We start from the raw sequence: 15,797 nt of genomic DNA, 5'->3' as shown, positions 1-15,797 counted from the left end.
TCGTCAACTAGCTCTAACGTTTGCAAGCCTTCCGTCACGCGCGGTTACGCGGCATAATGATCCCATGGAACTCGCGCCCCGCCTTGATCTGATGAACTGGCTGACCGGCCAGGGCCTGACCGGTGCGTCCGAGAACGATCTCGTGCGCGGCTTCTGCGAACGTTGCCGGGCCGGCGGCCTGGACGTGTCGCGCAGCATCGTCTTCATCGATACGCTGCACCCGATTTTTGAGGGCCGCGGTTTTCGATGGAGCGACATCGAGACCAATGAGGCCGACAGCTTCGAATATGGATCGACCAGCGAGGGCGATTCAGCGAAAAACTGGCGCCGCTCGACCTTCTTTCACATGCTCGAAAATGGCTATGACGAAATGCTGATCGATCTGGCCGATCGCGGCTCGCTCGATTTTTCGATGATCGATGAACTGGCCGAAAAAGGCCATCGGCATTTCCTGTGCTTTGTGCACCGGTTCGGCGAAGCCGGCACCATCGGCCAGATGGATTGCCTCTATTCCTACTGGACCACGAGGCGCGCGGAAGGTTTCAGCGAAAAGGGGCTCGCAGCGTTGCGCGATCTGGTGCCGGTGCTGGGGCTCGCGATCAAGTCGGCTGCACATGTCGATATCGCGCGCACGCTCGGCCGGGTCTATCTCGGGCGTGACGCCTCCGAGCAGGTGATGCGCGGACGGATCTCGCGCGGCGTCACCGAGCGCATCAAGGCCGTGTTGTGGTTTTCTGATTTGCGCGGCTCGACCTCGATCAGCGAAAGCATCGCGCCGGACGAGATCATTCCGTTTCTCAACGATTATGCCCAGGCATCGATCGACGCCGTCCATGACGCCGGCGGCGACGTGCTCAAATTGATCGGCGACGGCGTGCTGGCGATGTTCACCGGCCCGGACATGGCGCTCGCCAAGCGCTCGGCGCTTCGGGCCGAGCATCATTTCCGGAAAAACATTTCGGTGCTCAATGCCCGCCGCGGCGCGGATGGGCGCCCGGTCACGACGGCCTATGTCGGCCTGCACATCGGCGAAGTGTTCTACGGCAATATTGGCAGTGAGGACCGGCTCGATTTCACCGTGGTGGGGCCGGCGGTCAACGAGGTCAGCCGGATCGCCTCGATGTGCCGGTCGGTCGATCGCGAATTGCTGGCGTCGTCGGCGTTCCGGGATGGCCTCGATGCCGCGGGGCGCGGCTATCTCGTCTCCACCGGCCGCTTTGCGCTGCGCGGCATCGGCCACGCGCAGGATCTCTACACGCTCGATCCCGCGGTCGCGGCGGATGAAGTCGTAACCGGACGGTATGAGCGGTATCTGGCGGGTTAACCCGCTCTCATGCGCAAACTACCGTCATTGCGAGGAGCGAAGCGACGAAGCAATCCATTCTTTCTTTGCCGGACAAGATGGATTGCTTCGCTGCGCTCGCAATGACGACGAAACGTCAACCCTTAACCGGCTCACAAACCATCTCCGGCTGCCTTGCCAACCCAACCGCGGGCGAGGCCAAAATCACCAGCGCCTGGGCGCCGAAGATCGCGACCGCCAGATAGAGGCACGCTTCGGCGCCGTAGAAGCCGCCGATGAGGGCGCCGAGCCCGGCGCCGATCGGCCGGGCGCCGTAGCTCATGATGTTGATCGCTGAGACGCGCCCGAGCAGCCGTGGCGGCGTCACCGATTGGCGCAGCGTCGTGGTGCTGATCACCCACAGGATCGGACCGACGCCGAGCAGGAAGAAGCTCACGCCGGCCAGCGAGGCTGAGGGAATGAAGGTGGTCAATGCCATCACGCCGGCCGCGACGAAGCCTGCGACCGGTCCCAATCCGATCACAGTGCCGAACGCCATCCGGCGCATGATCCGCGTCGCCAGCAGTGCGCCGACCACCATGCCGACACCGTACATCGCCAAGGTCGTGCCGACGCCGGTCGCGGTAAGTTCGAGATGGCGCACCGCATAGGGCACGAACACCGCCAGGATCAGAAACGATCCGGTGTTGAAGATGAATTGCGTGATGAAGACCGGCCGCAACAGGTCGTGTGTGAACACGAACACCGCGCCTTCCCCGATCTCTTGCAGCGGATGGCGCTGCGGTGCCGGGACGCGCGCAGGCTCGTAAATGCCCGAAAGCAGCCTCACCGCGATAATGGACAGCGCGGCGGCAACTCCGAATGCCGGTGCCGCGCCGACCCATCCCACCAGCACGCCGCCCAGCGCCGGTCCGCTGGCAAAGGCGATGGTGCGCGCCAGTTCGATCCGCGCATTCGCCGCGGGGAGTAAGTCAGACGACACCAGCGATGGTACCAGAGCGGGTGCCGCGACGCTGTAGACGACGGTGCCGCAGACCGCGGCAAAGCCGAGCAGAGCGAGCAAGGGCAGCGTCAGCCAGCCGAACCAGATCAGCAGGAGAATGCCGAGCAGCGCCGTGGCGCGCAGGCCTTCGGCACCCGTCATCAGCCAGCGCCGCGAGATGCGATCGGCGAGCAGCCCTGAAGGGATCGCAAACAGAATGAACGGCAGCGTCAGCGCGGTCTGCAGCAGGCCGGTCTGGCCTTCGCCGACGCCGAGCAGCAGCACCGCGACGATCGGAGCGGCCGCCAGCGCGATCTGCTCGGCCGATTGCGCCGCGAGGTTGGACCAAGCCAGCCGGTTGAAGGTCGGGGGCAGGCGATGATCTGTGGAACCGGGCATGGAGCCTCCTCTGCGTTGTTATCCGCAAGGTGGCCGCTCCGGCGACCCGAACCCACCCGATTCCGGATCGATCAGGGGATACCGAGTTTCCCGTTCTACGAGACCTTCATCCCCCACTTCTCCGGCAGTGTCCGAAATGCCAGATGGATGCCGTCGCTCAGCGCTGCTGTCTTGAAGCCATGGCGAGCCCAGGCCAGCGTCAGCGCTTGCTTGGTGAAAATGGAGATATGGCCGTTACGCGGCCCGACATACCACCACCCCACACCTTGTTTGTCGAAATCCGCCGGCTGCGTGAGCGTCGAATAAAACACCGCGCCGGGCTCCGCGACACAGTCGACGATCCGCTCGATGCCGGCCACGGGGTCGGGCAGGTGTTCCAGCGTCTCAAAGCATGTGACCAGGTCGAACTTTCCCTCCGGGCGACTGGAAAATTCCGGCACCATCGGATCGTATGTCACCGCTTCCAGAAAGCCGTTGGCGCGAAGCGACGTGCAAAACACGTCGTTGCCGCCGCCGAAATCGAGCACCCGCATGCCGGCCTTGTGAGCAGTCCAGAGATTCGCGACGATGCCTGCGTTGCCGTTCGGTCGCGCGGTTTGGTAATCGGGATCGAAGACGTGATAGCCGTCGTTATAGATGTGCGTCTTGAACTGATCTTCGCTCCAGTCATCGAACGCATCGGTGAACAGAAAGCCGCATGAAGGGCAGCGCCGATAATAGACCGGTACGCCCGACAAGGGCGGCCGCGTGCCGCCCGGAATTTCACAAGGCTTGTTCAAATCGACGACGCCGTAAAGCTCCGAGGGAGCGGCGCAGATTTTGCACGATGTCGCCATCGCCGATGCCGGCCGAAGGCCAAGCGGGTGTGAAGACATTGGCTGCGCGCCCCAACTTCGCGTCGCGATGCCCGAAAGCGAGCGGACGCATTCTCCGTTGCACCCGGATCGTGGCGGCGAGTCAGTGCCGACAGCCGCGCCTCATCAGGGAGCGGGTATGGCTAATTTTTCGTTAACGGGCATCAATGTGCGTAGTCGATGTTGGCGTTTCTTATTGAAAGACGTTGTCCTCTGCGATGCAAACCGGCAAAAATCGAATCGATCCCCAATGCAACCGGGAAAATACTCAAAACCATCGCTACCGTGGCGAACTCCAGCCCGCGCGCATAGAAAACCGATGCGGCGAGTAGCGGACCGCCAATCAATCCAATTATCCCACCGATGATCAGCCGGTCTGTTGTTTCGATCGAACTGTCGTCACGCCCGGCCGCGCGATCGGCCGCAACCGCTCTCGGAATAATCCGGTTACACAGCATGATCACAAAAATCGAAGATGCCGCGATGATCGCAAGCCAAGCCGCGCCGAACCATATTTTGTCGGCGTGTTTCTGCATTTCAAACAATGGAAAGTCATAGGCGGCGTGCAGGACGATCGGTACGAGCAGCGCGTATCTGGCGCTCCACAGGCTTTTGCCGCCATTCAAACGTGAGGCGACCAGCAAAGCCCCCATCGCAAGTCCGTCGATGCCATGGCCGGGAACAGCGGTAACGGCGCGCAGCGCTGCTGTCATTTTCCAGCCGCCGGCCGAAGTGACATAGGAGAAGTTTTCCACCGCAGCAAAACCCATCGACACGGCAAGGGCGAGCACGATGAGATCTTGCAGGCGACGGACATCGACATGCTTTTCGGCTAGCGCCACCAGCACGAAGAATTTGACCGATTCTTCGGGAATCGCCGCGAGGAGAATTGCCTTGGCGATCGGACCCATTTGATCATCTGGCGATAGATATTCGAGCGCGAGTTCGCAAACCACCGCTGCCAGCGCGCCAACGGCTCCGGCCAGGAAAGCATTCCACATTGCTTCGGATTTCCAGGTACCGCGTGCTTTCGCGATTCCGTAGCCTAGAATAAGCAGGGGCGGAGCAATTGCGGCCACCAGGATGACAAATCGGATCATCAGTGACCGGTTTTGTGTCGAACGCTGATGGCGAGGAGTAGCGCCGCCAACATGCTGGCGTAGATCAAACCGGCGAATATGCCGGCAGCCAAGGATACGCCTCCAGCACGCTGCAAATAGTCGGTACGCTCCGAACCGGTCAGGCCCAGTTTGTCAGCCTTGGAAATGCGTCCAAGCCCGTATTTAACGTAGAAGCCCTTTGCCCACATTGCGAACAGGATTGATGTGGTACTGCCAGCGGAACCGAACAAATAGCCAAATATCAGAGGCAGGAAGATGAGCATCGCGCCATAGGCGTACATCTTCCGATAAAAGAACCATGTGAAAGATCCGAAAAAGACCGGCCATGACCATGTGCGCGGCATTGCCCGCCGCGGTCCGGTGGCTGATCGCATTTTCTCGTAGGTGTCGAGAAACGTGTCGGCATGGGGCCCGAAGAACGTCGATAGGTCGGCCCGGATACGCTGCTGATCGGCGTTATCGAGGAGATCCAAATAGGAAGGCTTCTTTGTCGCGCGTGCTTTCGGTTGGCTATAATCGGTAATTGCACTCATTGATCACCCGCGATTGTTCGACGCGCATCCAAATGGCGTACGGAGAGGGACGTTTATGAAATCCGAATACACGCATAGGTTGGCGCGCTTGTGCAGGCTCGTCAACGACGTGAGGTCGCTATCGTTCACAGTTCATGAAAACGATGACCTTCCCTCGACGGCATCCCAGATGCTTTTGCAAATGAGTTGCAATAAAAGAAATTATCCGTCATCCTGACGAGATGGATGCTCGATCGCCGATTTTACCTCCGGATTCTCAGTCGAAGGCGGCCCAAGGGCGGTCGGCGGCAGGCGCCGCGCCGGTGCGCCCAAGCCCTGCACCTGAGACATCCGGCTGGCGCTCGGCGCGGGGGGAGCCGTCGCTGGCGGGAATGTTCGGGTCGGTCGAGACGGCGAAGCAGGGCTCGTTCTGGCGCAAGCTGCTGGCGTTTCTCGGTCCGGGATACCTCGTGGCCGTCGGCTATATGGACCCCGGCAATTGGGCGACCTCGCTCGCCGGCGGTTCCAGCTTCGGCTACACGCTGCTCAGCGTCGCGCTGTTGTCCAACGCGATGGCGATCGTGCTGCAGTCGCTGTGCACCCGGCTTGGCGTCGGTGCAGGGCGCGACCTCGCGCAGGCCTGCCGCGATTCCTTTCCGCGATGGGTATCGTTGCCGCTATGGCTGTCGGCGGAGATCGCGATCACCGCGACGGATCTGGCCGAAGTGATCGGCACCGCGATCGGCCTCAATCTGCTGTTTCACATTCCGCTCGAGATCGGCGTGTTGATCACCGCTGCCGACGTGTTTCTCATCCTGGCGCTGCAGGCGTTCGGGTTTCGCTGGATCGAAGCTTTTGTGGTTGCGATGCTGGGCGTGATTGCGGCGTGCTTTGCGGTGCAGATCGCGCTCGCCGATCCCGATTGGGGCGCTGTGATCAGGGGCTTTGCGCCGACCACGGACCTTCTGGCCAACCCGCAGATGCTTTATCTCGCGCTCGGCATTCTCGGCGCCACCGTGATGCCGCATAATCTCTATCTGCATTCGGGGCTGGTGCAGACCCGACGCTATGGCGAGAGCGTTGGCGAAAAGCGCGAAGCGATCCGGTTCGCAACCATCGATTCCTCCATCGCGCTGTGCCTGGCGCTGGTCATCAACGCCTCGATCCTGATTTTGGCGGCGGCGACCTTCCATCGCGCCGGCAAAACCGATGTCGCCGAACTCGATCAGGCCCATTCCTTTCTGGCGCCGCTGCTCGGTTCGACCCTGGCGCCGACGCTGTTCGGGGTCGCGCTGCTCTGCTGCGGGCTGAATTCAACCATCACCGCGACACTGTCGGGTCAGATCGTGATGGAGGGATTTCTCAATCTTCGCATCGCGCCATGGCTGCGGCGGATGGTGACGCGGATGATCGCGATCGTACCGGCTGTTGTCGTGACGATCTGGGCCGGTGAGAAAGCCACCGGCCAGTTGCTGATCCTGAGCCAGGTAGTGCTGAGCCTGCAACTGCCGTTCGCGGTGGTGCCGCTGGTGATGTTCACCGCCAGCCGCGCCAAGATGGGCCCGTTCGTGGCCCCGCGCTGGCTGACCGCGCTGGCCACCGTGACGGCAGTGGTGATCATCGCGCTGAATGCAAAGCTGGTGTGGGATTATTTCGGCGGGTGAGGGGGCGAAGCGTGCACTACACACCGCCGTCATCGCCCGGCTTGACCGGGCGATCCAGTATTCCAGAGACAGTAGAGAATAATCGAGAAGCCGCGGTGTACTGGGTCACCCGGTCAAGCCGGGTGACGACAAGCTGGCTAATCCTGTGGTTCGGACGGCACTTCGCCTGAGGCATCGATGCGCAGCCAGCCCGAAGGCGCGAGGCGTTGCTGCGGCAGGAAGCGGCCTTTGTAATCCATCTTCTTGGAGCCTTCGATCCAGTAGCCGAGATAGACGTAAGGCAATCCCTGCCGCCTCGCGCGGGCGATGTGGTCGAGGATCATGAAGGTGCCGAGCGAGCGGCTTTCCTCGGACGGCTCGAAGAACGAATAGACCATCGACAGCCCGTCGCTGAGCACGTCGGTCAGTGCCACCGCGACAAGGTCGAGGCCGCGGCCGGTGATGCTGCTGTCGACGCCGCGGCGGCGATATTCGATGATGCGGGTTTCGACATGGCTGTCCTCGACCATCATCGCGTAGTCGAGCACGGTCATGTCGGCCATGCCGCCATGGCGATGGCGCTGGTCGAGATAGGCGCGGAATACCGAATATTGTTCCGAGGTCGGCACGGCGCTGCGCTGTTCGCCGACGATGTCGGCGTTACGGGCGAGAATCTTGCGGAAATTGCGCGAGGGCCGGAATTCGTTGGCGACCACCCGGACGGACACGCAGGCGCGGCACTGGTCGCAGGCCGGCCGATAGGCGATCGACTGGCTGCGCCGGAAGCCGCCATGGGTCAAAAGGTCGTTGAGGTCGCCGGCCTTGTCGCCAACCAGATGGGTGAACACCTTGCGCTCGTGCCGGCCCGGCAGATACGGGCAGGGCGAGGGCGCCGTCAGGTAGAATTGCGGGGTGTCACGCGAATGTTGGGTCAAGGGGGTCGTCAGCCATTGAAAGCGAAGCAGCCCATAGCATCGCGCCACTACGGTTAACGGTCAATCAATTTACCTGACAGGCGGCCAGGAACAAATGGGCCGCCCGAAAAGCAGGCAGATGCCCGCCGGGCATGTCTGGTCCTTCGGATCAATAGGTCCGCGCGGCCGTCGGTACGGGGCTGCGGACCGAACTGTTGATGATCACGGTCCCCAGCACGATATCGTGCAGCAGGCGCCGGCGGCCGTTGAACAGCCCGACCAAGAGAACCAGCGGCGACAGCACCGAGACCGAAACCCAGAACAGCACCGCGTGCATGGCGCCGAGCACGAAGTAGCCGGGCGCGCCGTACCAGGTGCGCAATTCCAGATCCATCACGCGCATGCCGATGGTGGCCGAATGCGGGCCGCCGAGCGAGGCGCCGTAATAAACGATCGCCCAGATCACCGACGCCGGCCACGCGATCCAGAACAGCACCCAGCCGAGCCCCAGCGTGATCACGCCGAACACCGCGATGAAGATATAGCCGAGGATCACCGGGACCGAGAGCACCACGAGATCGATCAGGCACGCAAAAAACCGCCGCGTCAGCACGCCGCGAAACAATTCCGGCTGCATCAGGGGATCGAACGCATGCGGCGGCACACCGCCATCGCTGCGCCAGGCGCCGCCAGCAGTTGTGTTGCCGGCCGTCGTATTGCCCGCAGTCCTGTTGCCTGTATTGGAACCGCCGCCGTTACCGCCATAAGACATGGTCAATCCTCCAGACCGTGTATTTCCGCGCAGGACATGGGAACCGGCAGGGTGCTCGCCAAGGCCTGGGAAGCATTAACTAGCGGCAATATTTTTGACGGCTGTAACAGTATCCGTGTCGCGGGACCGTAGGGTGGGCAAAGCGAAGCGTGCCCACCATCTTGCTTCACGGACCAGACGGTGGGCACGGCGCAAACGCGCCTTTGCCCACCCTACGAAGCTGTCAGCTTTCCATCTTCAACCTCTCCGCGGCCTGCGGCGCGAAGTAGGTGAGGATGCCGTCGGCGCCGGCGCGCTTGAAGGCTAGCAGGCTTTCCATGATCGCGCGGTCGCCGTCGATCCAGCCATTGCCGGCGGCGGCTGCGATCATCGCGTACTCGCCGGACACTTGATAAACAAACGTCGGCATCGCGAAGGTGTCTTTGACGCGCCGCACGATGTCGAGATAGGGCATGCCCGGCTTGATCATCACCATGTCGGCGCCCTCGGCGATGTCGAGTTCGACTTCGCGCAGGGCTTCGTCGGAATTGGCGCTGTCCATCTGATAGGTGCGCTTGTCGCCGGTCAGCGTCTTGGCCGAGCCGATCGCGTCGCGGAACGGGCCGTAAAACGCCGAGGCGTATTTTGCCGCATAGGACATGATCTGCACGTCGAGGAATCCCAGACTATCCAGCCCTTCGCGGATCGCGGCGACGCGTCCGTCCATCATGTCGGATGGCGCGATGATGTCGCAGCCGGCTTCCGCCTGCACCAGCGCCTGACGCACCAGCACCGCGACGGTTGCGTCGTTGAGGATCTGGCCGTCCTCGATCAGCCCGTCATGGCCATGGCTGGTGAAGGGATCGAGCGCCACATCGCAGAGCACACCGAGACCGGGAAATTCCTTCTTGATGGCGCGCACCGACTGGCACACCAGATTGTCCGGGTTGAGCGCCTCGGAGCCGTGTTCGTCGCGCAGGCTCGGCTCGGTGTAGGGAAACAGCGCGATGCAGGGGATGTTCAACTTCACCGCGCGCTCGGCGTCGCGCACGGCCTGGTCGACGGTGATCCGCTCCACGCCGGGCATCGAGGCGATCGCGGTGCGCTTGTTGTGGCCGTCGACCACGAAAAACGGCCAGATCAGGTCATTGGTGGTGAGAACATTTTCCCGCACCATGCGGCGCGCCCATTCCGCCTTGCGGTTGCGGCGCGGCCGGATTGCGAGATCGAGGCTGGGGGCGGAGAGGGCGGTTTCCCGCCGCGGCACGTCGCGCATTTCGATCGGACGCCCGAATTTGATCGCCATGTGATGTTCTCTCCTTGGAGGCGCAGTCTGGTTAAAGCGGGGAGACTGCTTTGGACCGGTCTTTTGATCGGTTCCAGTCTAGCACTTTGGGCGGCTTTCGTCACCGCAGCCTTGATCTGCAGCAAGCCCGATTGATTTTGCCGTCCGGGCGGGCCAAGAGTCACCGTTCGGCGCCGTTACCGGGTATATTCCAGCCCAAATTCTCGCATGTGAGCAGCCTTTTCTGATGTCTGAAATCCCATCGCGCGACCCTTCGCGGGACACGGCCATGTCGGTGGCGGCGATTTCGTCCGAACGGCACGAATCCGACGAAAATGCCTGGACAAGGCGGCTGGTGTTCTTCCTGCGCATCATGGCGGTCGTCTCCGTCGCCAAGGGTCTTTATCACTGGGCGCAGGTCACGGGCTTTGTCGGCGGCGAGGAAGAAGCCTTCGAGAATCAGCCAATGGCATGGCAGGCCGCCACGGTTTATTTCGCGGTGATCGAACTCGTCGCGGCCGTCGGCCTGTGGCTTGCGACGCCGTGGGGCGCGGTGGTGTGGCTGACCACCGTGGTGTCGATGGCGGTGATCGAACTGATGTTTCCTGGAATCTACGGCGGCAGTCTTTACGTCGTGGGATTCGAAGCCGTGACGCTGACGCTGTATCTCGCATTGGCGTGGATGGCCGCGCGCGAACGGCCTCCATAGCGAGTGTTAGATGCAATTCCCGTCCTCATCCTGAGGAGCGCGCACTCGCGCGCGTCTCGAAGGATGGCAGCAACGCACGAACTTGCATCCATCCTTCGAGACGCATCGCTTTCGCGATGCTCCTCAGGATGAGGGCGGTTCAGGATGAGGTCCGGGTGCTTTCCTCTAAAATTTTCGAAGAATTTTTTGCAGTAACTTTTCGGTCACCTTAAACGCTCCGGTTACATCTGTTACGCAGGCGTTTCGAATTTGAACGGTCCTGTTCCCATATGTGACACAGCATCCAGACGAAGCGTGAACAGGGTGCGTGCACCGTCAATGAAAGGTTGCGAAAACCCCTTTGTTGATGGGCTTAATCCGCGATTCACTGTCTTAAATTCATGATCTCTTTATTGTCTTATTTAAGCTGATCTTCAAACGCTCCCCTTAAGTTGAAGCTATCAGACGGGACAAAAGTTTCGTCGAATAAGTCGATAAAAACGACAACAGGGGAAGTGTCATGATGAAAGCCGTTGCAACGGCGGTGGAAACCGCTGACCGCGCTCCGGGCCAGGCTCCGGTCCAGCCGCTCTATCTCGAAGCGTTGACTTTGGTGGAGCGGCTGCACCGCCGCCTGCTCGATGTCATCAAGGACGAATTCGATCGCCGCGGCCGCGCCGATATCAATTCGGTGCAGGCGCTCCTGCTCTATAACATCGGCGACAAGGAATTGACCGCCGGCGAGCTGCGCACCCGCGGCTACTATCTCGGCTCCAACGTTTCCTACAATCTGAAGAAGCTGGTCGAACTCGGCTTCCTCGATCATCAGCGCTCGCGCGTCGATCGCCGCTCGGTCCGCATTCGCCTGACCCCGCAGGGCCAGGAGATTCGCCGCATCGTCGACGCGCTCTATCAGAAGCACGTCAAGACGGTGGAGCAGGTCGGCGGCATCTCGAACGAGGAGTTCGCGACGCTGAACAAGTCGCTGCACCGGTTGGAGCGTTTCTGGACCGACCAGATCCTGTATCGGCTCTGAGAATTTTACGGCTCTAGATTTTTGGCCAAGCCGGCGACTTAAAAAGACCGGCGGCGAGACTTCCCCAAGCGCATCGGCCCGGTTTTCCGGACCGGTGCGTTTTGCTTTTTGCGCGAAAGGGCTACGAAACTCTCTATGACCTTGCAAAATTCTATCGATGCAGAAGGTGCCAACAAATGCGCCTTCGGCGAAAGGTTCAGTAGCCTCGTTTTTGCGTGAGGGGCGTTATTCGAATGCTAACGGTTGAAATTTCCAACATCTTGCCAAGTTGTGCCCGTAAGATCGACCTTGAATTTGAGCTTACTTTCAAGCCGATCGGCTAAATGTTTGCGCGAAGCGAATGAATTTGAAAGATGCACCATATGCTTGCCGGCAATGTCGCTAATATCGCGAATATCGCCGACCTGAACCAGAATAGTCTTGTCGGAATGAGCACCCAATGCCAATCTATATTGGGAAGCCAGCGAAATCGCTGCTAGCTTGCGAGGAAGGTGCTTCGCTGCGACCTCGTCAGAAATTCGCCGATTTATCTGACTGCGACTTAGGCCGAGTTTATTCTCTAGCGCGGTCAGAAGTTTGTGATCGATGGCCATCAGCCCTTATCCTTCTTTGGGCCTCGTGCCTTTGCAACATTAGCAAAGTTAGCGTTCACGCCTAGCAGTCCGCCGATGGCGGAAGCGTCAAAGCCTGCGCCCAATAATCGCCGGGCCGCTTCCTGCTTGTCCATATCTTTCGTAACGCCAATCGCAATAACTCTCGCGAGTTTTTCCATTGTGTCTACCGATTCACTTTTTGCCTTTTTTGCCAACGGAGGCTCCTTTTTTCTTTCGGCTCTCCATCACGCTGACGGAGTTCGCAGTGCTTCCCAAGATCAGGGCCGCGTCAGTTTTAGGAACTCCAATTCCCTCAAGGAATTTGACTTTTGCTAGGAGATTACCAACCCGATCCGGGTCGTCCTGCGCTACGTGTTGAACGCAAAGATACGCGAGAGCCTTGCCGATGACTTCCAACCAGGGACCTTCAGCTTCTTGAGCCACGCTTCCCTCCCTTCGCTTTGAGTACACGCACCGATGCAGCGGTGCTGCCGGCTGCACCGGCAGCGTCTTTGGTAGGGACACCGAGACCCTCCAGAAATTTTACTTTCTTCAGGACGCTGTCGGCTTTGTCGGGATTTTTCTCGGCGTATTTGTCTAAGCAGAGAAAGGCGAGTGCGTTGCCAATTACGGGGAGCCACGTCGCCATAGTCGAGTCATCGTCGGCCACATATCACCTCTATCGTCGGTAGTGCGAATCATCTGGAACAATCCAGCCATTACCAAATACAACGAGTTCCAAGGGTGGACGCTTAACAGATAGGGGTATTTCAGTGCCAATTGCCGACCATCCACAGCTAATAATATAGTTTTGCAAGTGTCGGCCCGGTTTTCCGGACCGGTGCGTTTTTGTTTTTCGCGCTGGTTCGCTGTTTGTGCGGCAAAAAACCAAATTTCCAGAGTGGAACTTTTCCGCCGCGCCGCACTTGTCCCCGTGAACCGGAGAGCAAGGCGATGCTGGTAGAGCGCGGATTGCAGGTCATGAATGTCGCCGTCGTGGGCGATGCCTACGCCATCGCGGCGAATTATCTGCGCCGCACCGGCGCCATCGCCGAGACAACCCACACCGACGATCACCTTGTCGAAATCATCGTGCAGATGTTTCACCGCGGCGAGTCCAACAAGATTCGCCTCGCCAACAAGGCGATCGCGAAGTTCGAGGCCGAATACGGGCGTTACGAACTGGTCTGATCTTCCAAGCATCCCAAAATCCACCCGAAGTTCAAGAGGACCCATGCAAGCCGCCATCGACCGCATCATGATGACCTACGATCTCCTGGAAAACCGCACGGCTGCCGCAAGCATAGCGGCCCGCACCAAGGTGACGGACTACGTCAACACGCTGTTTGCGGCCGGCGAAAAGGATCCGCATCGGCTGACCGTATGCGGCCTGACTTATTTGCGCGAACTCGACGGCTCCAGCGATCCGGTAAAGGCGGGATTTACCGGGCTTTAAGGCAACAGAGCGACGCGAGCGCTGAGCGCGGCGTTTACATTCTAAACTTTGCTAAACTTTGCCAGTCGTCGCAGACATCTTGTGCGGATTGAACAGCCGGCCTTTTTCCGTCACCAGCACCACCGCCAAGGACGCCAGCGTGCACAGGAAAAAGCCGGTCGCGAACGGCACCAGCGTGCCGTCATAGTGCTGGCCGATCGTGGTGCCGATGCCAATGCCGAGCAGGGTGGTGATCGAGCCGTACAACGACGAAGCGGTGCCGGCGATATGGCCCTGCGGCTCCATCGCAAGCGATGTGAAATTGGCGAACATCAGCCCGAATCCGAACATCATCAACGCCGACAGCGCGATGAACAGCGGCAGCGGCAGCATGTGCAATTTCACGGCCAGAAGGAGAATTCCTGCCACCGTCACGAAGCCGACCAATGCACCATGCGAAATCACCCGCATGCCGATCCGCCCCACGAAACGGGCATTGAGAAAGCCGGCGACGGCGACGCCGACCGCGATGGCGGCGAACGCCAGCGGAAAGTAACGCCCGAGGCCGAATATTTCGGTGAACACCTGCTGCGACGAAAAGACGAACGCGAACAGCGAACCCTGTACGCCGCCGGCCGCCAGCGCATAACCCAAAGTCTGCCGGTTGCTCACGGTCTGGCGGAAGGCGCCGAGCACGTCGCGGATGGCCAGCGACTTGCGTTCGGATAGCGGCAGGGTTTCCGGCATCCGCAGCGCGCTCCAGATCAGCGCCAGCACGCCATACAGCGTCAATAAGATGAAGATGCCGCGCCACTGCGTCAGCAACATCACGGCTTGGCCGATCGACGGCGCGATCACGGGTACGGCGATGAAAACCATCATGGCCAGCGACATCACGCTGGCCATGCGGCGGCCCGCGTAGCAGTCGCGAACGATCGAGGTCGCAATCACGCGGGTGGCGGAGGTGCCGAGCCCCTGGAGTACGCGTGCCAGCAGCAACATCTCGAACGACGACGCCGTGACGGCAAGCACGCTGGCGATGCAATACAGCGCCATGCCGTCGATCAGGACCGGCCGCCGGCCGAAACGATCCGACAGCGGGCCCATGACGAACTGGCCGATGCCAAAGCCGATCAGGAATGTCGACAGGATCGCCTGGGGGCGGTTGGCAGTGGTGATGTGGAATGCCGAGGCGATGTTCGGCAGCGCCGGCAGCATCATGTCCATCGCCAATGGATTGAGGGCCATGATCGAAGCGATCACGAGGACAAATTCCGGGAATCCCATCGGCCGATGGCTCGAGGAAACGAAGGTGTTGGCATTAATATCGGTCAAACGGCATACCTCTGGGGGGAGGCGGAGGTATATCCGGCATGCTGCGCTGCACAACCCATCTTCCGGGATGGCTGCTGCGCGAGCAGCGGCTCCAGCGGAGAGACGGTCACGGAATGGTCGCAGACATGAACCGCCTGATAACGCCGCACGACGAACCCAAGTGCTGCGTTTCACGGGCGCTGAGTTTCGACAGAGATAGCCATGGCGTCTGACGCGTTCGAGCGTTTCCGGTTCAGTTTCTTCGAAGATCAGATGTCCGCGCGCGATGGGCTCGATACACGGGCGCTCGCCGAACTCAGGGGCGAGGAAGTCACCCGGGCAGAGGACATGCTGATCGGATTTCTGCCCGACACGCGCGGCGTCATTGGGCTCGGCGTCCTGCGGTCGGGCCGCGCTGAACCGCAACTCACGGAATTATTCGAAGCGCAGCAGCGGGCGTGGCGCGAGGCCAAAACCAGGGCACAATTTGCGGACGGTGAATTTCATGCGACCGACGGATTGGTCTATCTCGCAAAAGCGCTATGGCGCATCCGTCCCGATCCGCGCTGGCGCGACGCGATGATCGACGTGCTCGGCTCTGCCGAAGACTGGCAACGACAGGCGGCCGTCGAGGCGCTCTGCGATGTCAGCGATCCCGTTGCGGTCAAGGCGCTCCGCAAGGCGCTCGACGATGCCGAACCGCTGGTGCGCTACCACGCGGCGCGGGGGCTTCTGCTTATCCACGGCCTGCCTGCGGACTTTAGAGACCCCGCGCACATGATGTACCGGGCGATGTCAAAGGACGCCGCGCGACGCGAAGGCGGCAAGCGGGACATCCTTGCGGCCATCGACGGACGCTCGATCGGCGCACTCTAGAGTGTTTTCGAGCGAAGTGGATACCGGTTCGCGTGAAGAAAACGCGTCAAAACAAAAGATCAGAGCCCGGTTCTGATTCAATCAGAACCGA

Annotated in this window: 19 protein-coding genes; 7 read left to right on the top strand and 12 right to left on the bottom strand. The window is 60.6% G+C overall.

All coding sequences use genetic code 11. The features are described 5' to 3' along the window. Window positions 1-64 precede the first annotated feature (64 nt). Complete coding sequence (locus tag HB676_RS24815) at window positions 65-1,324, top strand: adenylate/guanylate cyclase domain-containing protein (protein ID WP_213741097.1); 1,260 nt, start codon at window positions 65-67, stop codon at window positions 1,322-1,324. Window positions 1,325-1,439: 115 nt separating this feature from the next. On the opposite strand, the gene HB676_RS24810 is transcribed toward HB676_RS24815, so the two are convergent. From HB676_RS24810 to HB676_RS24795, 4 genes are all read right to left on the bottom strand, one after another. Further along, window positions 1,440-2,684, bottom strand: a complete 1,245-nt coding sequence (locus HB676_RS24810; protein ID WP_213741079.1) for an MFS transporter — start codon at window positions 2,682-2,684, stop codon at window positions 1,440-1,442. 95 nt (window positions 2,685-2,779) lie between these two features. Beyond that, complete coding sequence (locus tag HB676_RS24805; RefSeq protein WP_213741078.1) at window positions 2,780-3,559, bottom strand: class I SAM-dependent methyltransferase; 780 nt, start codon at window positions 3,557-3,559, stop codon at window positions 2,780-2,782. Between the two features lie 143 nt (window positions 3,560-3,702). After that, window positions 3,703-4,638 carry a PrsW family glutamic-type intramembrane protease gene (locus HB676_RS24800; protein WP_213741077.1) on the bottom strand — a complete coding sequence of 312 codons (936 nt, stop codon included), beginning with the start codon at window positions 4,636-4,638 and terminating at the stop codon, window positions 3,703-3,705. Beyond that, window positions 4,638-5,192: a DUF2628 domain-containing protein gene (locus HB676_RS24795; protein WP_213741076.1), complete on the bottom strand. Its 555-nt coding sequence runs from the start codon at window positions 5,190-5,192 to the stop codon at window positions 4,638-4,640. The genes HB676_RS24800 and HB676_RS24795 overlap by 1 nt, the downstream gene beginning before the upstream one ends. Before the next feature lie 302 nt (window positions 5,193-5,494). Here HB676_RS24795 and HB676_RS24790 point away from each other — a divergent pair, with 302 nt between their 5' ends. Next, entirely contained in the window at window positions 5,495-6,835 is a 1,341-nt protein-coding gene (locus HB676_RS24790) for an Nramp family divalent metal transporter (RefSeq protein ID WP_346347419.1), read from the top strand. Between the two features lie 137 nt (window positions 6,836-6,972). On the opposite strand, the gene HB676_RS24785 is transcribed toward HB676_RS24790, so the two are convergent. The 3 genes from HB676_RS24785 to hemB all read right to left on the bottom strand — a co-directional run bounded on the left by HB676_RS24785 (window position 6,973) and on the right by hemB (window position 9,785). Continuing rightward, complete coding sequence (locus tag HB676_RS24785) at window positions 6,973-7,749, bottom strand: arginyltransferase (protein ID WP_213741074.1); 777 nt, start codon at window positions 7,747-7,749, stop codon at window positions 6,973-6,975. A 148-nt stretch (window positions 7,750-7,897) separates the two neighbouring features. Next, window positions 7,898-8,500: an RDD family protein gene (locus HB676_RS24780; RefSeq protein ID WP_213741073.1), complete on the bottom strand. Its 603-nt coding sequence runs from the start codon at window positions 8,498-8,500 to the stop codon at window positions 7,898-7,900. A 223-nt stretch (window positions 8,501-8,723) separates the two neighbouring features. Next, window positions 8,724-9,785, bottom strand: coding sequence for a porphobilinogen synthase (hemB, locus tag HB676_RS24775; protein ID WP_213741072.1), 1,062 nt, complete (start codon window positions 9,783-9,785; stop codon window positions 8,724-8,726). A gap of 226 nt (window positions 9,786-10,011) precedes the next feature. On the opposite strand from hemB, the gene HB676_RS24770 reads away from it, so the two are divergent. Further along, on the top strand, window positions 10,012-10,473 hold the full coding sequence (locus HB676_RS24770) for a DUF6163 family protein (RefSeq protein ID WP_213741071.1): 462 nt from the start codon (window positions 10,012-10,014) through the stop codon (window positions 10,471-10,473). A 499-nt stretch (window positions 10,474-10,972) separates the two neighbouring features. Next, window positions 10,973-11,488, top strand: a complete 516-nt coding sequence (locus HB676_RS24765) for a MarR family winged helix-turn-helix transcriptional regulator (protein ID WP_079544163.1) — start codon at window positions 10,973-10,975, stop codon at window positions 11,486-11,488. Between the two features lie 236 nt (window positions 11,489-11,724). Here the strand turns inward: HB676_RS24765 and HB676_RS24760 are convergent, their stop codons facing one another. The 4 genes from HB676_RS24760 to HB676_RS24745 are packed head-to-tail and all read right to left on the bottom strand — an operon-like array spanning window position 11,725 to window position 12,751. Next, the gene (locus tag HB676_RS24760) at window positions 11,725-12,081 is read right to left on the bottom strand and encodes a hypothetical protein (RefSeq protein ID WP_213741070.1); all 357 of its coding nucleotides are present in this window, start codon (window positions 12,079-12,081) and stop codon (window positions 11,725-11,727) included. Beyond that, a complete protein-coding gene (locus HB676_RS24755; protein ID WP_213741069.1) occupies window positions 12,081-12,296 on the bottom strand; it encodes a hypothetical protein in 216 nt (71 codons plus the stop codon). The genes HB676_RS24760 and HB676_RS24755 overlap by 1 nt, the downstream gene beginning before the upstream one ends. After that, window positions 12,274-12,525, bottom strand: coding sequence for a hypothetical protein (locus HB676_RS24750; protein ID WP_213741068.1), 252 nt, complete (start codon window positions 12,523-12,525; stop codon window positions 12,274-12,276). Before HB676_RS24750 ends, HB676_RS24755 begins: the two co-directional genes overlap by 23 nt. Then, entirely contained in the window at window positions 12,509-12,751 is a 243-nt protein-coding gene (locus tag HB676_RS24745) for a hypothetical protein (RefSeq protein WP_213741067.1), read from the bottom strand. The genes HB676_RS24750 and HB676_RS24745 overlap by 17 nt, the downstream gene beginning before the upstream one ends. Before the next feature lie 284 nt (window positions 12,752-13,035). Between HB676_RS24745 and HB676_RS24740 the strand changes: the two genes are divergently transcribed. Together HB676_RS24740 and HB676_RS24735 are read left to right on the top strand one after the other, a co-directional pair. Continuing rightward, on the top strand, window positions 13,036-13,272 hold the full coding sequence (locus tag HB676_RS24740) for a hypothetical protein (RefSeq protein ID WP_213741066.1): 237 nt from the start codon (window positions 13,036-13,038) through the stop codon (window positions 13,270-13,272). 43 nt (window positions 13,273-13,315) lie between these two features. Then, on the top strand, window positions 13,316-13,537 hold the full coding sequence (locus HB676_RS24735; protein ID WP_213741065.1) for a hypothetical protein: 222 nt from the start codon (window positions 13,316-13,318) through the stop codon (window positions 13,535-13,537). Window positions 13,538-13,588: 51 nt separating this feature from the next. Here the strand turns inward: HB676_RS24735 and HB676_RS24730 are convergent, their stop codons facing one another. Then, the gene (locus HB676_RS24730) at window positions 13,589-14,851 is read right to left on the bottom strand and encodes a multidrug effflux MFS transporter (protein WP_249780447.1); all 1,263 of its coding nucleotides are present in this window, start codon (window positions 14,849-14,851) and stop codon (window positions 13,589-13,591) included. 201 nt (window positions 14,852-15,052) lie between these two features. Here HB676_RS24730 and HB676_RS24725 point away from each other — a divergent pair, with 201 nt between their 5' ends. Next, entirely contained in the window at window positions 15,053-15,706 is a 654-nt protein-coding gene (locus tag HB676_RS24725; RefSeq protein WP_213741064.1) for a HEAT repeat domain-containing protein, read from the top strand. Window positions 15,707-15,797 lie beyond the last annotated feature (91 nt).

Source organism: Bradyrhizobium sp. dw_411, assembly GCF_018449695.1.
Taxonomy (GTDB): Bacteria; Pseudomonadota; Alphaproteobacteria; order Rhizobiales; family Xanthobacteraceae; genus Bradyrhizobium.
Note: the sequence above shows the minus strand (reverse complement) of the source record. Positions and strands in the feature narration are given on the sequence as shown.